This window comes from Methanobrevibacter sp. TLL-48-HuF1 (assembly GCF_023617305.1).
GTDB classification, from domain to species: Archaea; Methanobacteriota; Methanobacteria; order Methanobacteriales; family Methanobacteriaceae; genus Methanocatella; species Methanocatella intestini.
In genome coordinates, this window is record NZ_CP081485.1 from 126,625 (window position 1) to 145,844 (window position 19,220).

Consider the following 19,220-nt stretch of genomic DNA (forward strand, 5'->3'; position numbering starts at 1 on the left):
GTTAAAATCTCTTAAGCAATTGTTATAGTTCTTCCAACTTGGTATTCGTTCCAGATAGATGTGATAATATATTTACCTGGATTTAATCTAATTAGTAAGTTAGCCATACCATTTTCATCAGTTGTTCTGTTGTAGAATACACCGTTTACATTAAATGTTATGTTTTGATTAGCTAATGGTTTACCTTGACCATCTAAAGTTTTTGCAGTGAAATTGCTGCCGTCTTGGAATTTCATGTCTAAATCTTTTGTAATTAAAGTTGGCAATACAGTAACATTATTTCCAACTGCATATTTACCATACATAGTTGTAATGATATAATCACCAGGATATAAATTAATATTTAATGTAGCAGTACCATTAATAACCTCTTTAGTGTAGAATACACCATTAATATTGAAGGTTACATTTGTACCATTAGCTGGTGTTCCATCACCATTTAATACTTTAACAACAAATTGTGATTCATTTTTGTAGTATTTTACTAAGTTTTCAGTTATTACAGTTGATAATACAGTAACATTAAATCCTAATTCTTCACCTGTTACAGAATTGAATGCAGTTAAAACATATTTTCCAGGGTTTAACCAAATACGTAATGTAGCAGTACCATTAGTAATATTTGCTTTATAGAATACACCATTAATATTGAATTTAACAGTAGTATTATCTTTTAATGCTGTACCATTGCTGTCAGTGAATTTTGCAACAAAATGAGTATCATTACGATAGAATTTAACAATATCATTAGCTAATATAGTTGGAGTTACAATTATGCTAGATTCTACAGTAGTATTTTCATAAGTAGCAGTTACTTTGTAAGATCCTGATACTAAATTAATATCCATAGATGCAACACCAGTTCCATTAGTAAGTTTTGTATAATTTCTACCATTAATATTAAATGTAATATTAGCATTTGCTATAGGATTATGACTTGAATCAGTCAAAATAGCAATAAGTTTATCAGCACTGCCATAAATTTTAACAAGTTCTGGAACATCAATTAAGAATTTAGGACCATTATTTGCTACAATAGTATTATTATTAGCCTGAACAGTTTTATCTCCTAAACCAACATTTGAAACTAAAGAATTATAAGTTACAGATCCTGCACCAGTAGTATTAACTGTGTATTCACCAGTAGTTTTAACAGTACAGTTAGTTACAGTTGCATTACCATAAGCAATTTTAACACCGGTAGTTTCAGCAATGATAGAGTCACCGCATTTGCTTGCATTACCTATATTATTACCATTAGTGATAATATCATTTTTATTTAGGGTTACAGTACTTGCACTAGATGCAACACCTGTAGTAAAGTTACCAACAAGAGTTATTTCGTTTCCAATTAAAGTTTCATTATTTCCACTTACATAAATACCATAAATGTAACTGGAGTTACCTACAACATTATTGTTGTTGTATGTAATGTTATTGGCTTTGTCACCCCAATTACTTGAGTAAATACCATATGCAACAACTGGAGATTCAACAAACACTTCATTGTCTTTTAAAATACCATTTGAATTGTCATATATTTGAATACCATCAGCATAATAGTTATCAGAATCAGAGTAAAAAGCATTTGATGCTATTGTAAAGTTTTTACCACTAATAGTAATACCGTAAACATAGGTATGACCTTTGGTACTTATATTGTTGTTTTCTATAATTGCATTATTTCCACCTTCAATGTATAAATTATGAATAGTATCATAAGCTCCACTAGCATTGTTATATTCGATAGCAATATTGTTTGAAGCTATATTTAAATTAGCAGATCCTTCAACATAAATACCTGCAGACATTACAGTAGCAGCCCAAGTAGGAGGCATATAATTTACAGGAACTGAAGGGATTTCAGCAAAAATATAATTATTTAAAATATTCACATTATCAGAATCAATTATTCTAATAATATTATTAATGCCATTGCCATTAGTTTTACCGGAATAAACAATAGTGTTGTTGTTAATAGTTAAATTAACTGCATTTTCAGCATTAATTACAAAACTGTTTTTATCAAAAGCACTATTAACTGAAAATATGTTGGCATCTATATTTGCATTAGCTCCTCTTACATCAATTGCTGATTCAACACCACTAGTGTTAGTTAAAACAATGGCAAAATTAGAAACAGAAATATTATCTGCTTTAATTACAAGGGAAATATCCTTTAAAATAGCTTTTTCACCAATTAAATTGATTTTTTTATCAATAGTAAGGGTACTTAAATTAAGTCCACTGAAATTACCTGCAAATATTAAATCAGAAAATGTAATATCATTATTTAAAACACCATCTTTCCCAAAGTAAGTGAAAAAGGTATCATTTGTAACAGTGTTACCAGTTACAGTGAAAGTAGTGTTAATAGTTTTATTAGCATATTTTTTATCACCAAAGTAAACTACAGTAGCATTAGTATTTCCTGTAGCTAAATTTGGTATAGCAATAGTAGTTTTACCACTAACAAGTTTTCCATTGTAAGTTTTATTGCCAATAGTTATATTTACATCACCAGTTGCATCTTCAGGTAAAGTTATAACTGCAGAAACATTATTTCCATAGAATACAGCAGGTGCATCTATAGTCATGTTATACACAGAAATTTTATTTACATTAAATACAAATGGGGTGGAATTAGTTCCATTATAACTTGCAATTATACTATGTTTACCAATTTCTAAGTTTGTAAAAATTACACTTGCACTACCATTAGCAATAACTCCAGATTGATTGATTTTATTATCTAAACTGAATTTAATATTACCAGTAGTAGTATTTGGAATTATTTTAGCTTCGACAGTTGCATTTTCACCATAAGTGATATCTTTAGCTGTAACATCTATAGATATATCATTAGTTGCTTCACTTACAACTGCATTATCATCATAAGATGATAATACACTAACATCATCAGTTGTGTTATCAGCAGCAGAAACTGCTGAAAGTGAAAGAGCAACTATAGCAACAAGAAGAAAAACAAGTATCTTTTTATTCATAATTAATCTCTCCATTATATATAAGAATATTCTTAGCATCCATATTATGCCATTTATCCAACTATATGAATGCATATAATATATATTTGCTCTAATACAATATAATCCTTTTGAAGATAAAAACAAATAATATCACCTATACTTCAATATAACAGTATTATTAAAGTTAAGGGTGTCCGCCAAAATTGATTTTTGATTTTTCGTCAAAAAAATTTTTGGGCTTAATTTTTATTATTTTTAATATATTTCAATTAATTTTTGTTTATTTTATTTTATTTGGTTTAATTATTTTTTAAATTATTGTTTAGTTTTATTTTATTCTTATTTTTGATTTTTAATGGTTTTAAGACAGTTAAGTTTATATACTTTGTTGTACATATTTTATATTAGATATAAGTTGTTTTGGTGTTGTTATTTATGGTTAAAAGAAAGTTTGATAGGAATCAGGCAAAATTGGGCATTAATACTCTTGATTGGAATGTTCCGGAGAATCATATTTCTCGTTTTGTTGTTGAATTTGTTGAAGAAGTTTTTCCACTTTTAAATATCAAAGAACCCAAGAAAAAGAAAGGAAGAGACTCCCTTCCAGTGGATTCCATGTTAAAATTGCTTATTTATGCCAAAATCCAACATATTGATAGAACATCAATAATTGCAGATATGGCGCGATACCATGATATATTTAAATACGTGTGCGATGATATTAGACCTTCTGAAAGATCAATCCAAAGATATCGAAGAGAATATGGCCATTATTTTGAAGTATTGCTGCAAATGACATTAAAAAAGGCCTTTGATGAAGGATTCACTGAATTTAATCACGTTGCCATTGATGGAACCATCAAAAAAGCATACAATTCCAACAACAACACCATTACAAAAAAAGAAACTCAAATATTGATCGATTACTACGAAGGACGACCTATTGACCCTGAATGTCTTGAAAAACTTCACAAACCTGCTCAAAGATTATTGGAAAAGAAAGACATAGATGATGAAGATAAATTAGAACTATTATATGGAATAAAAACACAATTTACATTCACAGGACAGGATAAAATTCCAGTAAATGATATAGAAGCAAGATTTATGAAAGGAAAGAAAGGAAACTTCATGGTTGCTTATAATATCCAATCTGCAGTCGATTATGATACCAAATTAATCTGTGCAATAAACGTCACACAAAACCCGACAGACCACTACGAACTACCAATAATCGCAGAAAGAGCAATAAGAAACATTAACACCACACCAAAGTATATAAGTGCCGATACAATATACTTAAACCAAATATCACTATCATACTTAGCAGATAAAAAAATAGATGGTTTAATACCAAATAGAAAGCAAAGTAAAGAAAAAATAGGAAAATTAAATCCAAATCCATACCATAAAGACCATTTTGAATATGATTATGAATTAGATGCATTCAAATGCCCAAAAAATCAATATATGCACTTTTTCGCAAAATACATCGAACCACACAAAGATCCAGAAAAACCAGACAAAATAAAAAGACTCTACAACAATTATGAAGCCTGTAAAAACTGCAAAGCACGAAACAAATGCTTAACAGGCAAACAAACACACAAAACCATCACAGAATACGGATCAGAAATGCAAAAAGCAATGAACGAAAAAATGGAAAAACAGGAATATAAAGACGAATATAGCAAAAGATCAAGCGTTGAAGGACCATTTGGAATATTCAAAGAACAATTCCAAATAGAAAAAGAAGTAGTCATCGGAATGGTAAAAACAGAAGAAAGAATAAACTTAGATGCATTAGCATATAATTTAATACGACTACACAACATAAAACAAGAAATAAAAAACACAACAGAAGATTTAGAAGATTTCTGCGAAAGCACATCCATTAAAAACCAATTAAAACTTGATGTAACAATATTTTAAAAAAAATCAACAAGTCAGCCAAAATTCAATTTTGGCGGACACCCTTAAAAAGAAAAAAAAGTAAAGAAGAATTTAAAATCTTCTTTTTTAAGCAATTGTAATATTGTTTCCAACTTGGTATTCGTTCCAGATAGAAGTAATGATATATTTACCTGGGTTTAAGCGTATATTCAAGTTAGCTATACCGTTTTCATCAGTTGTTTTATGGTAGAATACACCGTTTACGTTAAATGATATGTTCTGCTTAGATAATGGCTTGCCTTGACCGTCTAATGTTTGTGCAGTGAAGTTGCTGCCGTCTAAGTATTTCATGTCAAGATCTTTGGTAATTAAAGTTGGCAATACTGTAATGTTGTTAGATACCCAGCAGCCTTCGTATTCAGCTGTTACGATGTAGGTGCCCGGACGTAACTTAATACCTAAACTGACAATTCCATCATCATTAGATACTCTGTGGTAAAATACTCCGTTGATGTTGAAGGTTACTTCCTGACCAGCTGCTACTTTACCGTCTTTACCAATTACTTTAAGAGTATAGCTGGATTCATTTAAGTAGTATTTAATCAAATCAGAGTTATCAACAAGTAATGATTTGACAGTTACTTTATTTGAGTTTTCCTCACCGGTAACAAGATTATAATTGGTTATAATGTATTCCTTAGGAATCAGTTGGATGTTTAAAGTAGCTATACCTTTATTATTGGTAGATTTAGTATAGAAAACACCGTTAATGTTAAACTTAACAGTAGTGTTTACTAAAGCATTACCGTTGCTGTCTAAGAATAGTGCAGAATACTGAGTTGCATTTCTAAACATTTTAACAATATCATAGCCAATAACAGTAGATTTAATTGTTACTGTTGAGCTAACTGTTGTGCTATTGTAAGTAGCTGATGCATTATAAACTCCGGCTTTTAAATTAATGCCCATTGAAGCAACACCACTCTTATTAGTGTATTTAGTATAATTCACACCATTGACAGTAAAAACAATTGATGCGTTAATAATTGGATTTCCTTGACCATCAATTAAAGTAGCTATAAGCTTGTCTGTTCCTCCATGGAATTTAATAAGTTCATTAATACTTAACTTAAATTCTACAGGAATTACTGTTATGTTTCTAATCAAAGTAGCAGAAGCATATTTATCATCACCACTATAATTAATTTCAACACTATGATTTCCACTAGTTAAATTATTAATAACCACTTTAGCACTACCATTGTTTACAGCAACACTTTCTTTTTTACCATCTACACTAACAATTACATTTCCAGTAGCATCTTCAGGTAAAACAATACTTACACTTAAATCATTGCCACTAACATTTGTATCAGCTTTAATATCAGATGAATATTTATTTATTTTAAAAGTTGTATTAGCTGATGCAGAACCATATAAATCATTACCAGCATATTTAGCTATAACATCATATGTTCCACTACTTAAATTAGCTATAGATAAAATAGCTTTATTGTCTTTTATTAAAACAGGATATTCCTTATTATTAACAATAAATATTATTTCTCCAGTTACACCATCAGTAACTTCCGCTTTAATAGTTACATCAGATCCAACATAAACATCTTCAGAAGTTAAATTTATAACAGACGGGAATTTGTTAACTGTTAAATTGTTTAGTGTTTTTGACGGAGCATAATATCCGCTACCTTCAAAGACTACTTCAATCAAATGAGTTCCAACACCTAAACTAGCTATTGGTATTGAAACATTACCAAATTCATCAGTAACTTCCTTCCAAACTTTATCTCCACATTTAATTATAATATTCATTCCAGACAATTCTTTTCCATGAATATCAGTTAATGAGATTGTATAATTCTCATTTATAAATAATTCATCATCTTTAACTACAATTACTGTTGGGAATGCATCAGGAGTGTTATTATAAACTTTATTTAATTGTGAAGCATTAACAGATTTATCTCCAAGGAATTTGCCAGATACCAAATAATTGCCTGTAACTGTATTTACCTGAGTATTGCGTTTATCAATCATTACTGTATAATCACCATTAGCAATTATTGTATTGTTATAAGCTTCTAATTTAGAGTATTTTACACTGTTTTTATCTCCAGTAATTATAATTCCAGTATTTGCTCCTCCAAGAACATCACCACCAGTAATAGGTCCAATTCCACTTCCTAAAGATTTAATTGTATTATTAAATACTTTAAGATTTTTAGAAGAAGACATTATACCCATTGTAATATTACCTTTTGAGATTATTGTATTTCCAGTGACCTTTTCATCATTTCCCATAAGCTCCATAGCATAAGCTGTATGAGCATTAGCTAATATTGTATTGTTTATATAATCAACATTAACCGCCCCATTTATTGCTTGTGAATATATTCCATAAACAACATCTAAAGCTTCAACACTAACAGAATTATTAAATAATTTACCTGTGATAGGGCCATCTACTTCAATAGCATTTGCATAGTAATAATCACATTTTGAAGTGATGATATTGTCTGCAACATTTATGTTTAAACATCCGACAACATTATAATCACTGTCCATTACACTGACAAATTTTAAAGCATAGGTATAATTATGTCCTGTTACATCAATTATATTTAATTTAACAACAGGATTTTTAGAAGCTCTTATTAAAATTCCTTCAATAGTATCAAACATTCCGCCGAAAGTAGTATATGCATTTGTAACTCTATTATTTATGACTTTAACATTATCACTATTGTCTATAAAGACTGCTGCACTGTAAGTTATAGCTGCATAAGTAATTTTATCGTAATCAATTGCAAGAGAAGGCATTTTAGCATTGATAGTGTTATTTTCAATTACAGCACCTTTACAATCATCAATATGAACTGGATGATTAAGAGTTTTGCCTTTACTTTGACCAGAATATATGATTGTGTTATTAACTAACTGTAAATTACTTACTCCATTTGCATAAATAGCCATTGCATCAGATGTACCAACATCATTAAAATTAATTAATGAATTTTTAACAATAACCTTATCTACATTTGTTATATAAATACCATAATTCTGTTTATTTATATTTATTGTAAAGTTATCAACAGATATGCCATTACCGATTAACTCTAAAAAGATATTATCTAAAGTAGTTGAATTAGTGCCTTTAAGCTTAATAGCTCTGTCAATAGTAATTGTATTTACTCCAAGGCCACTAAATAAACCTGAAAATATTAATTCATTTGCATCAATACTTTCTTTAAGCATACCATCATTATCAAAGAAGTTGAAAAATGTTGAATTTGTTACAATTAAAGAAGTTGAAATGACTTTAAGGACTGCTTTATCCATACTCTGATTATAAACACCATTAACATCTCCATATTTTGCAACTATATTATAACTGCCTTCTGCATAATTATTTGATAGAACTAAAGTAGCTACACCATTTTTAACATCAGCACTACCTACCAGTTTATCATTAATATAAAACTCAACAGCACCCATAGGAATATTATTTCCAATTGCATCTTTTATGACAGCAGTTAAATTTATATTTCTACCTAAATTAACAGTAGTATCATTTATATTAAGTGTTGTGTTTGTTTTAGCTGAATATAAGTAAATAGATTGATTATCTATAGTAGCTGAAATAATAGTTACTTTTTCAGGGATTGTGTACTCAACATTATACTGATTACTGAATGTTTCTGTAGGTGTTACAATTGTTACAGGACGTGCAAATTCTAATGCTTTATCTAATTTGGATCCGTCATTTAAAGTATCTAAAGCTACAGTTAATAAAACTTTATTTCCTTGAGTAAGGGGAGTATCATTAGTAAATGTCATTACAATCCATTTTGAAACAATTTCACCATTGACAAATGCAGACGGATTGTTATTAGTTCCCCACCAATTATTATCTGCTGTTATTTTGGTAATGACATAGCTGCTAACTCCTTTGTATATAGCTGTGTTTCCATTATTGATTAAAGCAGAGTATGATATATCTAAAGTTGAACCTCTGATATAGATTGCTCCAGCTACATTATCTTTATTGTCTTCAAATACTGAATCAGAAATATCTAATTTGCCCATTCTTTCAGTGTTTCCACCAATAAAACAAATTGCTCCCCCACCATAATTTTCAGGTGAATTTGCAGTGTTATTGATGAATTTGGAATTTGTAATTTTTATTCCATCAATAAGCTGAAGGGCATGAATAGCTCCACCAGCAAAGTTTTTAGAAACTGAATTTGAAATAAATGAACAGTTATCGATTAATATTTGCCCTCCAACAGCTTGAGCATAAATAGCTCCACCTGCATGATTATTCTCACCTGAAGCTTCATTATCTTTAAATACAACATTTTGGAATTTGATATTGTAATTGTAATCATTGAATTTATCAATAAATATAGCTCCACCAATTGTTGCTTTGTTATTAGCTATTGTAGCATTAATTACTGTTAAATTACCTGCATTATAAATAGCTCCTCCATTCTTACTTGACTTTGAATTGGATAATGTAGTATTGATTAATGTTAAGTCACCAGCATTTCCAATTAAAGCTCCGCTTTCACTTAAAGTTCTTCCATTTGTAAAGTTAATATTTTTAATTATTACTTTTCCTTCAAGAATATATAAAACACGCTCAACATCTGCACCGCTAAGGGTTACACTGCCTTCACCAGCAATATTGTAATTTCCATCGATTTTTACATTTCTGACAATATAAGTTCCATTAAGAATTATAATATTACCATTTTTATTAATAGACAATGCCTTTTCAAGAGAAGCTACAGGAGAATCTATAGATCCGTCATTTGTATCTTTACCATCGGTAGAAACATAAGTTGTTCCATTATAATAATTTGCATTTAAATCTATAGTAATTGTCTGATTATCAAATTTAACAACAATAATATTTGCTGTTTGAGTTAAAACACTGTATTTTGAAACAGCCATTCCATTAGAAATAATTGCTTTATTTTTAGTTAAATAACCGGTTGTTGTATCAAAATTAACAACTAAACCATCAAATATATGATTATTTAAAACAGTTCCATTTTTACCGTCTTTTGTAACATAGTAATTTAAATTAGCTTCAATGTCAAATTGGTCGTAAAGAACAGGAATTCCCCTGTCATCATAAGTTACCTGTAAAATAATCCAGTTATCAATATTAACTCCATCGCCGGCAATATCTGCAGGATTTTTATTAGAACCCCACCAGTTAGTATTTGCAGTTATATAAATACCGCTAGATTTAGTTCCATGCTGAATAACAGGATTGTCTCCATTATTAAAAATAGCACAGTTATTTATATCTAATGTAATGTTTGAATTATCTGAATATTTATCATTATAAACTGCACCATTAGTATTATTATAAATTCTTGAATTGATTATAATTAAACTAGTACTAACACTGGATAAATCCTGATTTATAATAGCTGCTTTAGTACCAGTATTATTAGCTATTGTAGTGTTATCAATTGTAATTTTACTTCCATAATTCTGAATTGCACTTGGATAATTAATTGCTTTGTTAAAACGAATGAAAGAGTTGGTAATGTTTACAGTGGATGTTCTTGCATAAATAACTGCATTATTAGCAGTATTATTGTAGAAGTTACAGTTATCTACAATTATATTTGCATTTTCACCATAAAATGCTCCTCCCCATTTAGCAGTGTTATTGAAGAATTTTGAATTTTTGATTATTAAATCAGAATTATATGACTGAATTGTTCCGTCACTAAGAGCATTATTTGAGTAAATTTCACAATTTTCAATAGTTACTTTTGATGAAGCAGTATTGTAAATAGCTGATCCTCCTTTATTCCATCCGAATTTAGCTGTGTTATTGTTATTATGTAATTTAGAATTAGTAATTACAATAGTTCCTTTGTTAGTATTGTAAATAGCTCCACCATTTCCTGCTATATTTTCATATAAATTAACAGAATCCAAATAAAGATTAGCTCCATTATTGTAAATAGCCCCACCATCTTTAGCATTAACTGCATTTTTAACATTTAAATTTTTTAAATAAACTGTATTTCCGGAATTAATAGTGAAAACTACTCCTGAAGCATTACCGTCAACAACAACATTTCCTTCACCAGTTATATTTACATTTTTATTTACAATAACATTGTTTTCAACATAGTTTCCCTGAAGAAGAACTATTTTACCAGTATTTGCAAGTTCAATTGCTTTAGCTATTGTTTTAACCGGACTTAATTTAGATCCTTCATTAGAGTCATCACCATCTGGAGATACATAAATAGTATCTAAATCTTTAGTTACAATTGTAATATTTGTTTTTTGATTATTCAATGTTGCCCAGACAATGTTTTCTCCACTTTTAACTACATAATCTATTTTAGCCAGTCCATTTTCAATAGGTACCACTTTTTTAGTTCCATCCTGGAATTCAAAAGTAACATTTCCATAATCTGGAAGTTTATCATTTAATATATGTATATTTCCGTCAACATCAGTATATTTGGTTAAACCAGCTGCAACTGTAATTGTGTTTCCAGGTTTTATATTAGTTGAAGGAGTATAATCCATATCTAAAATAGCCCATTTATTAACTGGATTTTTTGTATCTTTAACTAATGTAGTAAAATCAGGATTATCACTTCCCCACCAGTTATAATCATAAAGGCTTGTTCCTCTTGAACCGCCATTTACAATAGTATTTCCATAGTAATCTGTATTATTTACAAAAACAGAATGAGTTACATTAATATAAGAGTTAACTTGCTGAATAACACCAATTGCTCCATTAATACCTTTATTATTTGCAAAAACACAATTTGTAATGTTAAATAATACATCTGTTGTAATACCAACACGTATAACTACACCGTATTTATCAGATGTTGGTGTAAACATTCCTTTTGCATCTAAAGTATTGTTAATAAAACTGCAGTTGTTAATTCTAAAATCTGCTCCAATAGTACTTACTCCAATAATTCCACCAGTATTAGCAGTAGAATAAAAATTTTCAAAAGTACAGTTTTCAATTAGTGTAGGGAACTTATTTCTAGAAAATGACAAAATAGAATTACCATATTTACCATTGATAAATTTGGAATTTGTAACAGTTGTTGTTCTAGAATCTTCATCAGCATTAACAACACAACCTAAACTATTGAAGAAACTGGAATTATCAATCAATAAATCTCCATTATTATAAAATACTAATTTATTATTAATAAAAGTAGAATTTATTACATTTAATTTGTTTTTATTGTTAAAAGCTGCACTATCAATCATATCTCCTTTACAATTTACAATATTGATATTTTTAAGAGTTAATTCCCCTTCATTTGTAATGAATGTAGAATATGAGCTTAAACCTGTTAAATTAACATTTCCTTCACCTTCAATTGTAACAATTTTAGAAGAAGGAATAGAAATAGAACTATATGAATATGCTCCATCAAGCATTATAATATTTCCACCATTTGGAACAACATTTAAAGCATAAGGCAAACTAGCTAATGCTTTGTCTTTTGTTGAACCGTCATTTGAATCACTACCAGTTTTAGAAACATAAACAGTTCCTGAAGTTGGTGATTCCAAACTAGAATCAGTATCACCAGCAGTAATTTCCGGAGAAGAATCAATACTACTTAATTGATAAGTAGTCGAATTATCACTCTCCTCAAATTCTATTGCACTTACCATGTTAATACTAAAAATCATTAATATTAACAGAACCAGTATAAAAATCCCCTTTGATTTGTTCAATTTTATCACTTTTCAATTAATTAGTTAATAAAGTAAAAAATACTTTAACATTAATTAATTATGTTTTATTTGCTAATAATAATTTCTAATTGACTTTAAATTATAGTGATAAAATTTTTAAAAAAAAGAAATTAAGAAGTTTAGAATAAAACTTCTTAAGATTTAATTGTAATATTGTTTCCAACCTGGTATTCATTCCAGATAGAAGTAATGATATATTTACCTGGATTTAAACGTATATTCAAGTTAGCTATACCGTTTTCATCTGTTGTTTTATGGTAGAATACACCATTTACATTAAATGATATGTTCTGCTTAGCTAATGCTTTGCCTTGACCGTCTAATGTTTGTGCAGTGAAATTGCTACCGTCTAAGTATTTCATGTCAAGATCTTTAGTAATTAAAGTTGGCAATACTGTAATGTTGTTAGATACCCAGCAGCCTTCATATTCAGCAGTTACAATGTAGGTACACGGACGTAACTTAATACCTAAACTGACAACTCCATCATCATTAGATACTCTTTGATAGAATACTCCGTTGATGTTGAAGGTTACTTCCTGACCAGCTGCTACTTTACCGTCTTTACCAATTACTTTAAGAGTATAGCTGGATTCATTTAAGTAATATTTAACCAGATTATGGTTATCTACAAGTAACGATTTGACAGTTACTTTATTTGAGTTTTCCTCACCGGTAACAAGGTTATAGTTGGTTATGATATATTCTTTAGGAAGCAGTTGGATGTTTAAAGTAGCTATACCTTTATCATTGGTAGATTTAGTATAGAAAACACCATTAATGTTAAACTTAACAGTAGTGTTTACTAAAGCATTACCGTTGCCATCTAAAAATAGTGCAGAATATTGAGTTCCATTTCTAAACATTTTAACAATATCATGACCAATAACAGTTGATTTGACAGTTACAGTAGCATTAACAGCAGCAGAATTATAATCTTTGGTTCCGTTGAACTTAACAGATACATTATAGATACCTGTTTTTAAACCAATATTCATAAATGCACTACCATTCTCATTAGTATATTTAACATAGTCTTTACCATTAATAGTAAATATAACTGTTCCATTAACAATAGCCTTGCCATTAACATCAAGTAAGATAGCTTCTAATTTTTCACTGCCTCCCATATATTTTTCCAAATCTGCAACAATGAAATTAACATTATTTTTATTAACATTTACAGTTTTATTAATAGTATTTTTAGTGTATTTACCGTCACCATTATAAGTTATAGCAATATTATAATTACCAGTACTTAATCCGGAAATAGTTATATTAGCACTACCATCAACTGCTTTAGCTGTGTAATTTTTATCATTTACAATAGCTACAACATCACCAGTTGCATCGACAGGTAATTCTACATTAACAGTTACATCCTCACCTATTTTAACATCATTTACACTAGCATTAAATTTATAGTTACTTACTTTATTTACAGTAAATGAAGTGACATTTTCACATCCTAAATATCCTTTGAATTTATCATATTTTGCAGTTACATTATATACACCGTTAGCTAAATTATTTAATCTTAAAGTAGCTATACCATCAGTTACATTTACATACTGGGTAGCTCCATTTACATTAAATAATACAATACCTTCAGTTACATTTAATTTTGCTGTAATAACTGCTTCATCACCAACAAAAATGTCAGATGCAGATACAGTCATTGAAGTAGCTACCGGTTTAACTGAAATAGTGTTATTAACAGAAGATCCGTAAGAATATCTGTTTCCTTCAAATACAGAAGTTATATTATACAAACCGTCCAGCAGTTTTATGTTTAAGCTGGCAGTACCGTTTGCATCAGTAATCCTTTCATAAGTTACACCATTAATTATGAATTTAACAGTTGCATCAGCTATTGGAGTACCGTTAACATCTACTAATTTAGCTATGAATTTAGAACCATCTAAATAATACATTACAAGATTATCAGCAGTTAAAGTGGAATTGGTCCTGTCAATGTGTTTTTCTACATCAAAGGAATAAACATAAACTACTTTATTATTGACATCAGTAAAGTTTATTTTTTCTAATCCCTCTTTAGCAGCTGTATAATTAGTTTTAGCTACATTATCAACAATAGTTACAGCTGCAGGATTTACATTATTTAAACTAGGAGTTAAATCAACATTAAAGTCATGTACACTTCCATTTAAATCAAAAATACCCTCCTGAGATTTACCTTTAAATTCAACAGTTATCACAGCATTATCTCCAACTTCAATAAGGGAATCATCAGTGCTAGCCTGGATAATTACCCAATTATGGATAGGTTCATTAGACCTTCCTTTTGAGTTACTTCCCCAATAATTACCGTCAATATCTACATAATATTCATCAGCATATCCGGATAATGAAATTTGATAAAGATATGAATTTTTAGGGATGAATACACTGTAAGTTACATTTAAAAAAACAGGATATGTCTGATCAGAACCAATATCTGTAGCTTTTGCAGTACCATCATTTTTAACCATATTATTTTCAAAGTATGATTTGGTAATGGTCATATTTGAGCCATCAAGGAAAATTGCACCTGCATTTAAGTCAGCGTAATTATTTACAAATGTAGAATTGTCTATTGTAATATCTACCTGAGAAGTTGCATAAATAGCTCCCCCACCACCTATAGTAAGAGTGGTTTTATATGCAGTATTGTTGTCAAAGGTTGTATTTACAATACGGGAAAGAGAACCATGGCCAAAGTATATTGCTCCTCCGTCACATGCAGTATTATTGTAGAATAATGAATTATAAACATTTAAAGTAGCTTCATATACCCATATTGCTCCACCTTCAGAAGTTATCAGAATAGCTTTGTTATTTTCAAATATTGAATTATTAATATTTGCAATAGCTCCCTGAGATACTGCTATAGCTCCACCACTAAGACAAGTATTATTCCTGAAGATACAGTTATCAATATTAACTACAGAATTATATCTTATTGTAAGTAAGGAATAAGGATTAGGTGTTGTGTATCCATTAATAAATGTAATATTGGTAAAATTAGCTCTGGTTCCTTGATCAATCATGAACATACCCATTTTACCCATAGTTTGTCTAAATACAGTTTTATTATATTGTCCGATAACTGTTACATTATCATAAAGAGTGTAAATGGAAATATCATAAATTCCTTCTTTTACAAAAATGGTTTTATTACCACCTAACTGACCATTAACATATAATGCCATCTGAACAGTAGCTAATGGATTAGATTCTCTACCGGTACCTGTTACATCACTACCGTTTTTAGCAACATAGATAACATCAATATCTTCAGGTACAGGCGGCATGATTTTAGACATATCCACTTCTACAGTAGCATTGAAATCTCCGTAGTCATCAGTTGTTACTACAAATGTTACATAATATAATTCATCCTGACTGCTTAAATGACAATCAGACAAATCAAATACAATTTTACCATCTTCTACAAACATTCCACCACGTATAGAATGAGTAGATCCAGTGTGTGTTTTCCAAATTACATAGAATTCACTGCCATCAAATGCATTGGAAGGTTCCCAGTAATAATCAACCATATAACCGGTTATAATAACAGAGTCACCTTCAGACATTACAACATGAGTTTTATCTAAAATAAGAGACATGTCTTCTTTAGACATGATTTTAATAGAATTTGTTATATCGATTGCAGTGTATTTTCCACTTCCTTCAAATTTTGAAACAACAGAATATCTTCCAGGATGTTGGTTTTTAAGTGATAAAATAGCTTGACCCTGACTATTGGTTTTAACCATAAAAGTAGTTACATTTTTGTAATAATCAGTTAAAGTTATAATAATTTGTTGAGCAGCTAAAGGATTACCTTCACTGTCAGTTAAAGTAACTGTAAAGTTTTTATCATCACCATAATCCATATCAATATTATCTGCATTTATTCTGGTAGTACCGTCTAAATCAACAAAATTAACTTTACCTTCAGTATGAATAGTGTTGTTTGCCGGAGAGTTATTAATATAAATGTTATTTCCTACACTTAAAGTTAAATATTTTGGATTTACTTGGTTATCGTAAATACAGCTTCCTTTGTTATCTGATGCAGTGTTATTTTCAAAAATAGAATTTGTAACAATAATATCGCCAGCACAATAAGCTCCAATAGCTCCACCGCTACCTCCTGAATTGTTAATAAATTTACAATTATCAAAAATAGCTAATTTACTGTTTCCAGCAAGATAAACAGCTCCACCATTACCAAAACTTGAATTAACAAAATTATTTTTAAAAGTAGTATTTGCTACATTTAAAATACCCGGACCAAAGAAATAAATAGCACCACCATGACCTGGTTTTCCCCATAAAGTTCCTTTGTTATTTTCAAAAATAGAATTTATAATTGTTACAACAGTTTCAGTAAAAGAAGAATAATAAGACAATTATCTATAAATCTGCAGTTATCTACATTAAGAGCATTAGCATAAGACAAATAAATTGCTCCTGCAGGATAATCAGAGTATGAACTACTTTTATCAGTAGAATTACCATTCATCAAAGTTAAATTACTTAAATATACAGTTGCTTTATTATTAACTTTAAAAAGATAATTCTGATGATTTCCATTTAAAATAACACCAGTTGAAGATTCACCAGTGATATTAATTGTTTTGTTTAAAATTACAGTATCAGTAAATGAATAATTTCCATTTTTAATGAAAATATTTGAATTTACTGAAGAATTATATTTTTCAACAGCCTTTGAGACAGATACATATGGATTGGATTGGGATCCGTTACCATTATCATCATCACCTTCAGTTGAAACATATATATTATTATCTAAATCAGCATCTGTAATTACCTGAACATCTTCATTGCTATTGGCAATTACTTGAGTATCGTTTAAATCCTCTGCAAAAGATGCAGGAATTAAAATTAAAACAAGAGATGCAATTAATAATAAAAATATATGTTTATTTAACTTATCTAACATTTTTCATCTCCCAATATTAATAAATAACCTTCATAATAATAAAGATTATTGATTGAAATGAATTAAATTCATAACGGTTAAATTTATGTTTTGTAAATTATATAATCATTTCCTTTTTAATATTGTTATAAAAACAGAATTAAAATAGCTGAAACAGTTAAATAAATAATAAAAAAGTAAACAAAAAAAAGTTATCTGAATAAATATTTGTTGGGATTTAAAAAATCATCTAAAAAAGTCACGAAACTTTCATTATTTAAGTCCAGCTCATCTAATGAAAGCAGTTCATAGCTATCAATTATATTATCTAAAAGATTTTTACCTACTTTTATTAAAGAAATATTCTCATAAGTTAAAACATAATTAATAAAATCAGAAGCTGTTATAAATTCCCTAGGGATTTTAGAAACTACAAAATCATTTAAAATATAGCAGTTTTCAATTCCATGTTTATTTATAAAGTTTTGTGAGCCTTTTTTAACAAAAACCTTTGGACCATAATGGATTTTTGTATTGTTTAACCTGGACACACTCATTTCAAAAAATAAAACTGCTGTATTTTCCTCATCACTCCAGTAATCAGATTGGTAAACAGAAAAATCTTCATCATTTAATTTCTCAGCTAAAGACTCAGTTGTTTTTCTAAGCTGAGGATGAAGGGTATCTAAAGGAATGTCAGGAATATTAAATTTAACAGCTATTACATCACTGCCTCTTTTTTGGAATTCATCTAAAATTTCATCCTTAGTGAATTTATTAGCTACCGGGAAAAAATAGTCTTTTTTATTATTGCTGGCCAAATAATTTCTTGCAGACTGGATAAATTCAGCCATTTTATCTAATCTTAATGCAGCCCCAACATTACGATTCATGTCAGTTGGATCTATTACAATTAACGGGTCATTAAACAAATCTGCAGTATTATAACCTTCCAAATCAATAGTATGACCATATCTCCATTTTGAAGCTTCTTTTAAAGTGTTTTCAAAGGTTTCATATTTTAAAATCAGCAGTTCACACAGATAACCTGCAAAGCCACCTACTTTAAATTCAGAGCCGTATGTTCCAGTCATGTCCATAAATCTTTTTAAAAGAAGAACTTCCTCGTTTTGATTGTGTTTTAAATGAGATTTAATATATTTGGTATGTAAAATTGTCCTGTCAACTGCAGATTTCAGCTGACTTCCGTCTTCAATTTCATAACATGGAACAAAATCCACTTCAAAACCATTAATCTGACTAGTTACATATGGATGAGATGCATAATGTTCACTAGCTTTTCCATTAAAATAATCACTGCATTTATATCCTAAATATAAACCTGTTTCCTTAAGCTGTAAAACATCTACATCTAAAGGAAAGGAAATAAAAATATCAATGTCTGATTTTCCACTTAAATAAGTTTTTTTAGCTACAGAACCTACAAGTGAAGCACGGGCATTGATTCCTTCATCTTTACAAACTTCATTTAAATAAGTGATTAATTTATCTGAAGTCTTAAGAATTTCCCTACTTTCCTCTTTTGAAGGTTTAATTTCATTTAAAATATGTTTATAATCCATTAA

6 protein-coding genes are annotated in these 19,220 nt (G+C 29.1%); 1 reads left to right on the plus strand and 5 read right to left on the minus strand.

Annotated features, from left to right (window positions below):
* Positions 1–11 precede the first annotated feature (11 nt).
* A complete protein-coding gene (locus K4897_RS00665) occupies positions 12–3,005 on the minus strand; it encodes an Ig-like domain-containing protein (RefSeq protein WP_019267456.1) in 2,994 nt (997 codons plus the stop codon).
* A 417-nt stretch (positions 3,006–3,422) separates the two neighbouring features.
* Here K4897_RS00665 and K4897_RS00670 point away from each other — a divergent pair, with 417 nt between their 5' ends.
* Positions 3,423–4,919 carry a transposase gene (locus K4897_RS00670; RefSeq protein ID WP_250415666.1) on the plus strand — a complete coding sequence of 499 codons (1,497 nt, stop codon included), beginning with the start codon at positions 3,423–3,425 and terminating at the stop codon, positions 4,917–4,919.
* Between the two features lie 87 nt (positions 4,920–5,006).
* Here K4897_RS00670 and K4897_RS00675 read toward each other — a convergent pair whose 3' ends face one another.
* From K4897_RS00675 to cca, 4 genes are all read right to left on the minus strand, one after another.
* The gene (locus K4897_RS00675; RefSeq protein ID WP_250416211.1) at positions 5,007–12,614 is read right to left on the minus strand and encodes an Ig-like domain repeat protein; all 7,608 of its coding nucleotides are present in this window, start codon (positions 12,612–12,614) and stop codon (positions 5,007–5,009) included.
* A gap of 200 nt (positions 12,615–12,814) precedes the next feature.
* Positions 12,815–17,101 (minus strand): Ig-like domain-containing protein, encoded by a 4,287-nt coding sequence (locus tag K4897_RS00680; RefSeq protein WP_250416213.1) that lies wholly within the window; start codon positions 17,099–17,101, stop codon positions 12,815–12,817.
* The gene (locus K4897_RS00685; protein ID WP_250416215.1) at positions 17,065–17,655 is read right to left on the minus strand and encodes a hypothetical protein; all 591 of its coding nucleotides are present in this window, start codon (positions 17,653–17,655) and stop codon (positions 17,065–17,067) included. Before K4897_RS00685 ends, K4897_RS00680 begins: the two co-directional genes overlap by 37 nt.
* Before the next feature lie 191 nt (positions 17,656–17,846).
* Positions 17,847–19,217 (minus strand): CCA tRNA nucleotidyltransferase, encoded by a 1,371-nt coding sequence (gene cca / locus K4897_RS00690; protein ID WP_250416217.1) that lies wholly within the window; start codon positions 19,215–19,217, stop codon positions 17,847–17,849.
* Between the last annotated feature and the right edge of the window lie 3 nt (positions 19,218–19,220).

What these genes read in the sequence shown, in the direction of transcription:
- K4897_RS00665 (WP_019267456.1), bottom strand. Translation starts at nt 3,005, where the DNA reads ATGAATAAAAAGATACTTGTTTTTCTTCTTGTTGCTATAGTTGCTCTT.
- K4897_RS00670 (WP_250415666.1), top strand. Translation starts at nt 3,423, where the DNA reads ATGGTTAAAAGAAAGTTTGATAGGAATCAGGCAAAATTGGGCATTAAT.
- K4897_RS00675 (WP_250416211.1), bottom strand. Translation starts at nt 12,614, where the DNA reads ATGATTTTTAGTATTAACATGGTAAGTGCAATAGAATTTGAGGAGAGT.
- K4897_RS00685 (WP_250416215.1), bottom strand. Translation starts at nt 17,655, where the DNA reads ATGTTAGATAAGTTAAATAAACATATATTTTTATTATTAATTGCATCT.
- cca (WP_250416217.1), bottom strand. Translation starts at nt 19,217, where the DNA reads ATGGATTATAAACATATTTTAAATGAAATTAAACCTTCAAAAGAGGAA.